This is a genomic window from Gaiella sp., assembly GCF_035710885.1.
GTDB lineage: Bacteria > Actinomycetota > Thermoleophilia > Gaiellales > Gaiellaceae > Gaiella.
Genome location: NZ_DASTCS010000065.1, coordinates 1 through 6,688, shown reverse-complemented (window position 1 = coordinate 6,688; position 6,688 = coordinate 1). Strand labels below are relative to the sequence as shown.

8 protein-coding genes are annotated in these 6,688 nt (G+C 71.0%); 4 read left to right on the top strand and 4 right to left on the bottom strand.

Annotated features, from left to right (window positions below; genetic code table 11):
* Positions 1 to 1,710, bottom strand: a 1,710-nt coding sequence (locus tag VFO26_RS15270; RefSeq protein WP_325115917.1) for an NAD(P)-binding domain-containing protein, incomplete at its 3' end; no start/stop codon positions are given.
* Positions 1,711 to 2,005: 295 nt separating this feature from the next.
* Here VFO26_RS15270 and VFO26_RS15265 point away from each other — a divergent pair.
* Positions 2,006 to 3,007 (top strand): serine hydrolase domain-containing protein, encoded by a 1,002-nt coding sequence (locus VFO26_RS15265; protein WP_325115916.1) that lies wholly within the window; start codon positions 2,006 to 2,008, stop codon positions 3,005 to 3,007.
* Between the two features lie 6 nt (positions 3,008 to 3,013).
* Here the strand turns inward: VFO26_RS15265 and VFO26_RS15260 are convergent, their stop codons facing one another.
* Positions 3,014 to 3,772: a class I SAM-dependent methyltransferase gene (locus VFO26_RS15260; protein WP_325115915.1), complete on the bottom strand. Its 759-nt coding sequence runs from the start codon at positions 3,770 to 3,772 to the stop codon at positions 3,014 to 3,016.
* Positions 3,773 to 3,806: 34 nt separating this feature from the next.
* A complete protein-coding gene (locus tag VFO26_RS15255) occupies positions 3,807 to 4,271 on the bottom strand; it encodes a cupin domain-containing protein (RefSeq protein WP_325115914.1) in 465 nt (154 codons plus the stop codon).
* Between the two features lie 253 nt (positions 4,272 to 4,524).
* On the opposite strand from VFO26_RS15255, the gene VFO26_RS15250 reads away from it, so the two are divergent.
* A complete protein-coding gene (locus VFO26_RS15250; protein WP_325115913.1) occupies positions 4,525 to 5,268 on the top strand; it encodes a type II CAAX endopeptidase family protein in 744 nt (247 codons plus the stop codon).
* A gap of 31 nt (positions 5,269 to 5,299) precedes the next feature.
* Here VFO26_RS15250 and VFO26_RS15245 read toward each other — a convergent pair whose 3' ends face one another.
* Entirely contained in the window at positions 5,300 to 5,863 is a 564-nt protein-coding gene (locus VFO26_RS15245; protein WP_325115912.1) for a dihydrofolate reductase family protein, read from the bottom strand.
* Positions 5,864 to 5,956: 93 nt separating this feature from the next.
* On the opposite strand from VFO26_RS15245, the gene VFO26_RS15240 reads away from it, so the two are divergent.
* Together VFO26_RS15240 and VFO26_RS15235 are read left to right on the top strand one after the other, a co-directional pair.
* A complete protein-coding gene (locus VFO26_RS15240; RefSeq protein ID WP_325115911.1) occupies positions 5,957 to 6,337 on the top strand; it encodes a VOC family protein in 381 nt (126 codons plus the stop codon).
* Positions 6,334 to 6,688 (top strand): GNAT family N-acetyltransferase (locus VFO26_RS15235; RefSeq protein ID WP_325115910.1); only part of this gene is annotated, 355 nt, incomplete at its 3' end. The genes VFO26_RS15240 and VFO26_RS15235, both read left to right, overlap by 4 nt.

Here is a 6,688-nt window from a genome sequence, read left to right as displayed (position 1 = left end):
CACGTTCCCGAAGCGGCCCATCGCGACGTGGGTCGGCCCCTCGTGACTGAAGGCGGCGATCTTGCCGTCCTCGATGAGGATGTCGTCGAGCGTGAGGAGGAGCTCGCGGTCGGCCGGTGGCCAGTAGCCCGGCTCTTCGGGGACGACGAGGATGTTCCCGTACAGGCCGAGCTCCTGGCCGTAGTCCTCGCGGATGTGCGGGTGGTACCAGTAGACGCCTGGGTCCGGCACCTGGACCTCGTACGTGAACGTCTCGCCCACCGCGATCGGCGCCTGCGTTTCGTGCGTCCCGTCGAACCGGTTCTCGAGCCGGACGCCGTGCCAGTGCACCGTCGCGTCGAGGTCGCCCCGGTTCGTCACGCGCACGGTCAGCGTCGCTCCCTGAGGCGCCACGAGCGTCGGCCCGGGGATCGAGCCGTTGTACGCGAGCATGCGCACGGTCGCGTCGCCGATGCGCTTCCGGACCGGGGCGATCTCGAGGTCGCAGGAGTCGCCGTCCGCGAGCTCGATCCGCTCGGGCCGCGAGGCCGCAACGAGGCCCTCCGTGTCGGTGGGGAGCCGATCGGCCGTTGCGCGGTCGGCGACCAGCCCGGCGATGTACTCCGCGTCGTCCTTCACCCAGCCGATCAAAGCCGATCCGCGCGTGTGCTGCCACGTGAGGCCGAGGAAGTAGAGGCCGGGCACGTCCGTCGCGCCCCGCCGGTGGCGCGCGCGCCCGTGCTCGTCGAGCACCGGCAGGTCGATCCAGGCGTAGTCCGGCCGGTAGCCGGTCGCCCAGATCACCGCGTCGACGCCCAGCTCGCTCCCGTCCTCGAAGCGAACCGTGCGGCCCGAGGCGTCGACCGCTCGTGACCGGAGCTCGACGCCGTAGCGGCGCCGGAGCTCGCGCGGGCTCGAGCCGATGAGCGCGTCGCGCGCACTCAGCCGCTGTCCGAGCCGCGACTCGACGGTCGTCCGCAGGAGCCGGGTCTTCGTCAGCCACCAGAAGAGGTCGCGACCGAGGAAGCGCTGCGGCAGCGGCTTCTGGCGGGAGCCGACGGCGAGGTGCACGTCGTGGGTCGCCGAGAGCTCCTTCGCGATCTGGAAGCCCGTGTTGCCGCCGCCGACCACGAGTACGGAGCTGCCCGGAACGTCGTCGGAACGCCGGTACCCGGTGCTGTGCATGTGCACGACCTCGGGCGAGAGGCCGCCTGCGAGCGCGGGCACGAATGGCGCCTGGAAGGGGCCGGTGGCGACGACGACCTGGTCCGCCGTAACGGCCCGGCCGCCGAGCTCGAGGACGAACGCGCCGTCCTCGCTCGAGAGCCGCCGCACCTCGGTCGAGAGCTCCAGCGGAAGCTCGAACGTGTCGGCATACCGCTCGAGGTACGCGATCACCTCGTCGCGGCCGGGGTAGCCGTCGGGGTCGCCGGGGAACTCGAGGCCCGGAAGGCCGTCGTAGCGGCGGGCGGTGAAGAGCGTCAGCGACTCCCAGCGCTCACGCCACGCCGAACCCACCGAGACGGCGCGGTCGAAGATCACGAAGCGAAGGCCCCGGCGGGCGAGGAACCATCCCATCGCGAGCCCCGCCTGCCCCGCTCCGACGACCGCGACGTCGTGGTGCGGACGCCGTTCCATGGTGCACGCGTTCCCCTCGAGCAACCCCTGAAACACGCGACGCGCGGCGAGGGCCAGGTCCGGCGCGGGCGCCCGTCGAGGCGGATCCTCCACCGGTCGATCGTCGACACGCGCAGGTGGCTCCCGCTCCACGGATCGCGGGCGAGCGTCTCGCGAACAGCGTCCTCCGACTCGGCCTCGACCGCGTGCGCGACGCGGAACTCGTCCGAGAGCGGGCCCCCGAGGACGACAAAGCCCGAGTCCACGAGTCCGTTCATGAAGGCCGCGTGCTCCGTCCACCTGGACTGCTCCTCGAGCGGTCGCGAGAGGTCGCACTCCGGCGCCGACCGCTCGAGCACGAGGAGGAACATCGCCACATCGCCTTCCAGCACGCGCTAGGTTCGGTGCCATGGGAGCGCTGGAGCGCGAACTCGACGCGATCGCGAAGGAGACGGCCTTCTCCGGCGTCGTCCGTGTCGACCGCGGAGCGGAGGTCGAGCTCGAGAGGGCGTACGGCGCCGCACACCGCGGCTTGGGAGTCCCGAACGCGGTCGACACCCGGTTCGCGCTCGCGAGCGGCACGAAGGGGCTGACCGCGCTCGCGGTGGCGAGCCTCGTCGAGGAGGGCGTGCTCGCACTCGACACGCCCGCGCGCTCGCTCCTCGCGGACGACCTGCCTCTCGTCGGCGACGACGTGACCGTCGAGCACCTGCTCGCGCACCGCTCGGGGATCGGGGACTACCTCGACGAGGACGGGGACGTCGACATCGCCGCCTACCTCATGCCAGTCCCAGTCCACGAGCTGGCGACGACCGAGGAGTACCTCACCGCTCTCGACGGGCATCCGCCGAAGTTCGCCCCCGGCGAGCGCTTCTCGTACTCGAACAGCGGCTACGTCGTGCTCGCACTGCTCGCGGAGCGCGCGAGCGGCGTCGGGTTCCACGAGCTCGTCGTCGAGCGCGTCTGCCGGCCCGCGGGCATGCCCGATACTGCCTTTCTGCGCTCGGACGAGCTGCCCGGCCGCGTCGCGCTCGGCTACCTGGAACTGAACGGGGGCTGGCGGACGAACGTCTTCCATCTGCCCGTCCGCGGATCCGGTGACGGCGGGATCTACTCGACCGCCGCCGACATCCGTGCCCTCTGGGCGGCGCTCTTCGCGGGCGAGATCCTCCCGCTCGACCGCGTCGCGGAGATGACCCGCCCGCACAGCGAGGACGGCGTCCGGCGCTACGGCCTCGGCTTCTGGCTCGACGCCTCCGGCGACCGCGTGGTGCTCGAGGGGATGGACGCGGGCGTCTCCTTCCGCTCCGTCCACGACCCGCGGTCCGACCTCACGCACACCGTGATCTCGAACACGACGGACGGCGCTTGGCCTCTCGCCCGACTCCTCAGGGAGCGGTTCGGGGGCTGAGCACGCTCACGGGCGACCCCGTGCAGCCCACGCGCGCGCCGTGAGTTCGAACGGCGCCGCGGGGAGGGCCTCGCGGCAGCGATCGGCCAGCGCCTCGCGCCGATCGGGATCGAGGCTCGTTACGTAGGCACCGGCCGGCCCCACGCCGAGCGTGTACGGCTCCCACCACTCCTCGAAGGTCGCGTGCTCCACGCGCACGGACACGTCGCCGTCCTCAACGTCCCGGAGCCCGGCCGCCGCGAACAGCTCGGCGAGGTGGCCCTCGCGCGACCCGGCCAGCATCGACTCGTCGGGGACGGCGCCGTCGAGCTCGTGGACGACGTTCCAGAAGAGGCTGAGCGGCCCGTCGTCGCCCGCGTGGTTCCAGACACACGCGGAGACGACGCCTCCGTTCCTCGTCACCCGCCCCATCTCGCGGAGGCCCGACACCGGGTCGGCCATGAAGTGGACGACGAGCTGCGCGAGGGCCGCGTCGAAGCCGTCGTCCGGGAAGGGCAGGTCCTCCGCAGGCGCTTGCCGCACGTCCACGCCCGGGTGCCGCTCCGCCAGCGCCGCGACGAAGGGCTCGGAGGGGTCGACGGCGGCCACCGAGGCAGGACCGACACGACCGACGAGCTCCGCGGTCAGGGCCCCCGGGCCGCATCCGACGTCGAGCACGCGCTGCCCGGCGGAGACGCCGGAGAAGTCCGCGAACGGGCGCGCGAGCGGGGTGGAGTACCTGCCCATGAACCGGTCGTACGCGTCCGCGGCGACGAAGAAGCTCACGGACGGAATCTAGACGCCTCGCTGCTCGCGAGCTTCACTCGCCCGGTGGCAACTCGAAGCGGGCGATGATCCCTTCGTCACCGCCCTCCGGCACCGGGCGCTCGGGATGGCGCGTCGCAACCCACGCGACGCCACGCTCCGGGTACGCGACGACGTCGGGGAACCGCTTCGTCGAGATGCCGAGCACGCGCGCCGGCTCGGTCGTCGGGTTCGAGAACGTGTGCAGGCCGCCGGGACCTTCCGGGAAGTAGACGACGTCTCCGGGCGAGAGCTGTTCCTCGCCCGCCGGCGTGCGAACGGTCGGCGTTCCGCTCAGCACGAAGAACATCTCTTCGACCCCGTAGTGCAGGTGCAACGGCCCGCCGTCCGCCCCGGGCAGGAGCTCGGTCAAGGACGCGCCGAGCAAGTCGGTGCCGAACGGATGCCCGAACCACCGGCGCCTGACGTCGTCATCGGCTTCGTCCCAGGGTTCGTCGTCCAGGAAGTTCAAGCGTCGCATGAGCGTCCTCCCTTTCCGTCGTCGATTCGGAGATCATGCTCGTCCGCGCTCGTGTGGCTGCTACGTGCTTCTCCACATCCGAGATCACGGGAAGCTCCGACGGCTGGAGGTCGCGGACAGGTGAGACTCGGCCTGGTAGGCACTCGGGCGGAGGTTCACGATGCCAACAGCGGTACGAGAGCGCGCCCCCGCGCGCAGGTCCGGGCTCACGACGACGGCGTCGGCCCATCGCTCGAAGCCGCGCACGCCGAGTGTGGGCACGACGCCGCACGTGTCGGCGGAGCAGCACTCGCTCCCGCGTTCGATCGTGCTCCACCTGCTGCCGGGGGCCGTGCTGTTCGGGTTCGTGCTCGGCGCGGCCGCGCTGGGCATCCCGGGCATCCTCGCACTGCTGATCGGAATCGCGCTCGTCGTCGTCCCGATCGAGCTCGGCTACCTGCTGTACCAGGGCAGGTCGAAGAGCGGTCGCTGGTCGGTTTGGGAGGTCGTCGACTACCGGGAGCCGATGCCGGCGCGGCGGATCGCCCTGTGGACCGTGCCGCTCGTCGCCTGGTTCATCCTGATGTTGTCCCTCTCCGTTGCCGTGCTCGACGGGAGGATTGCGGACGGTCTGTTCGCCTGGTATCCGGAGTCGGTCCGCGAGTTCGCTTCCTTCGAGGGAGACAGCACGTACGCGACCTGGGTCGTGGTCGTCGTGTTCGCGGCCGCCCTCGCCATCAACGGCATCCTCGGGCCCGTGGTCGAGGAGCTCTACTTCCGCGGCCATCTGCTTCCCCGGATCGACCGCTTCGGCCGAGGCGCCCCCGTGCTGAATGCGGTGCTCTTCTCCCTCTACCACCTGTGGACGCCGTGGCAGAACATCGGCCGGATCCTCGGGCTGCTCCCCTGGATCTACACGGTCTGGCGGAAGCGCAGCGTCGCGCTCTCGATGGCGATTCACATCTCGGTGAACTGCATCTTCCTGCTCCTCGTGCTCGTCGCCGTCACGGCCGACTGAGTGACTCGACGCCAGGAGCTCGTCGGCTCGGTCAGTGGTGCCGGCGGTAGCGCAGCTCGACGATCCCGTTGCTGGAGGCGGCGGTGGAGACGAGGTCGAGCCGGTACGACCTGGGGACGCCGTCGAACAGCCGGGTGCCCTCGCCGGCGACGTAGGGGAACATGCTCACCCGCAGCTCGTCGATCAGGTCGAGCTGCATCAGCGAACGCCACAGGCTGACGCCGCCCCAGACGACGATGTGGCCGTCGCCGCCCCGCCGGAGCTCGTCGATCTCCTCCGCCGCGTCACCCCCGGCGATGGTGGTGTTTGCCCACTCGGCCGTCTTCAGCGTCCGGGAGAAGACGACCTTCGGCGCGGCGTTCAGGATGGGGGCGAAGGGATGGTCGGTGGCGGTCGTCATCGCTTCGGAGATGCTTTCGTAGGCGGTGCGGCCGAAGAGGTGCGCGGACGCGCTCTCCAGGAAGTCGAGTTGCGGGCGATGGTCGGGCTCACGGTTCTCCGGCAGGCTGAAGCAGAACTCCCAGAATTCGGTGCCCTCGTCGGCAAGCAGGCCGTCGAGCGAGTAGTTGAACACCGTCGCGATCAGTTTCCGCATGATCGGAGCTCCTTCGTCGTTGGTGCTCAGACGGCGCCGCAGGGCAAGAGTCATCTGCGCCGCGGGTTTCGGGTCTACGATGCGCGGCGGCCGATGGGCGACTTCTCCCTCGAGCGGCTCGACCACGTCTCGCTGAACGTGCGCGACCGCGCCGCGTCGATCGCGTGGTACCGCGACGTGCTCGGGCTCGAGCAGCGGAACGAGCCCCGGCAAGACGACTGGCCGGCGTTCATGGGTGCGTTCGGCGCCTGCATCGCGCTCTTCCAGGCTGAAATCGAGTCGCCCGAGCGCGGTAACGAGTCCACCGGCCTCCGGCACGTCGCGTTCGCCGTCTCGCGCGACGACCTCGACCGCGCGCAGGCGCACCTGCGCGAGCGCGACGTCGAGTTCCGCTTCGAGGATCACGGGAGCTCGCACTCCGCGTACGTCAGGGACCCGGACGGCAACGTCGTCGAGCTGACGGCGTACGTGTGACCGAATCGGTCGAGGTCGAGATCCGGCGGCTCGACGCCGCCGCTGCGCGGACCCACCTCGACGACCTCGCCGCCGTCCTCGTCGACTGCGTCGAGGGCGGGGCGTCGGTCGGGTACCTGGCGCCGTTCTCGCACGAGGAGGCCCTGCGCGTGTACGAGGAGTACCTCGTCGACGTCGCGTGCGGCCGGCGCGTACTCCTGGCCGCGTTCTCGGAAGGAGCGCTCATCGGCACCGCCCAGCTCGTCCTCCCGCCGCACCCGAACCAGCCGCACCGCGCGGAGGTCGCCCGCGTGCTCGTCCACCGCTCCGCGCGGCGGCGAGGCATCGCGAGCCGGCTCATGGCGGAGGTGG

Excerpts from the sequence above, each read along its gene's own strand:
- VFO26_RS15265 (WP_325115916.1), top strand. The coding sequence starts at position 2,006 with ATGGGAGCGCTGGAGCGCGAACTCGACGCGATCGCGAAGGAGACGGCC.
- VFO26_RS15255 (WP_325115914.1), bottom strand. The coding sequence starts at position 4,271 with ATGCGACGCTTGAACTTCCTGGACGACGAACCCTGGGACGAAGCCGAT.
- VFO26_RS15245 (WP_325115912.1), bottom strand. The coding sequence starts at position 5,863 with ATGCGGAAACTGATCGCGACGGTGTTCAACTACTCGCTCGACGGCCTG.
- VFO26_RS15240 (WP_325115911.1), top strand. The coding sequence starts at position 5,957 with ATGGGCGACTTCTCCCTCGAGCGGCTCGACCACGTCTCGCTGAACGTG.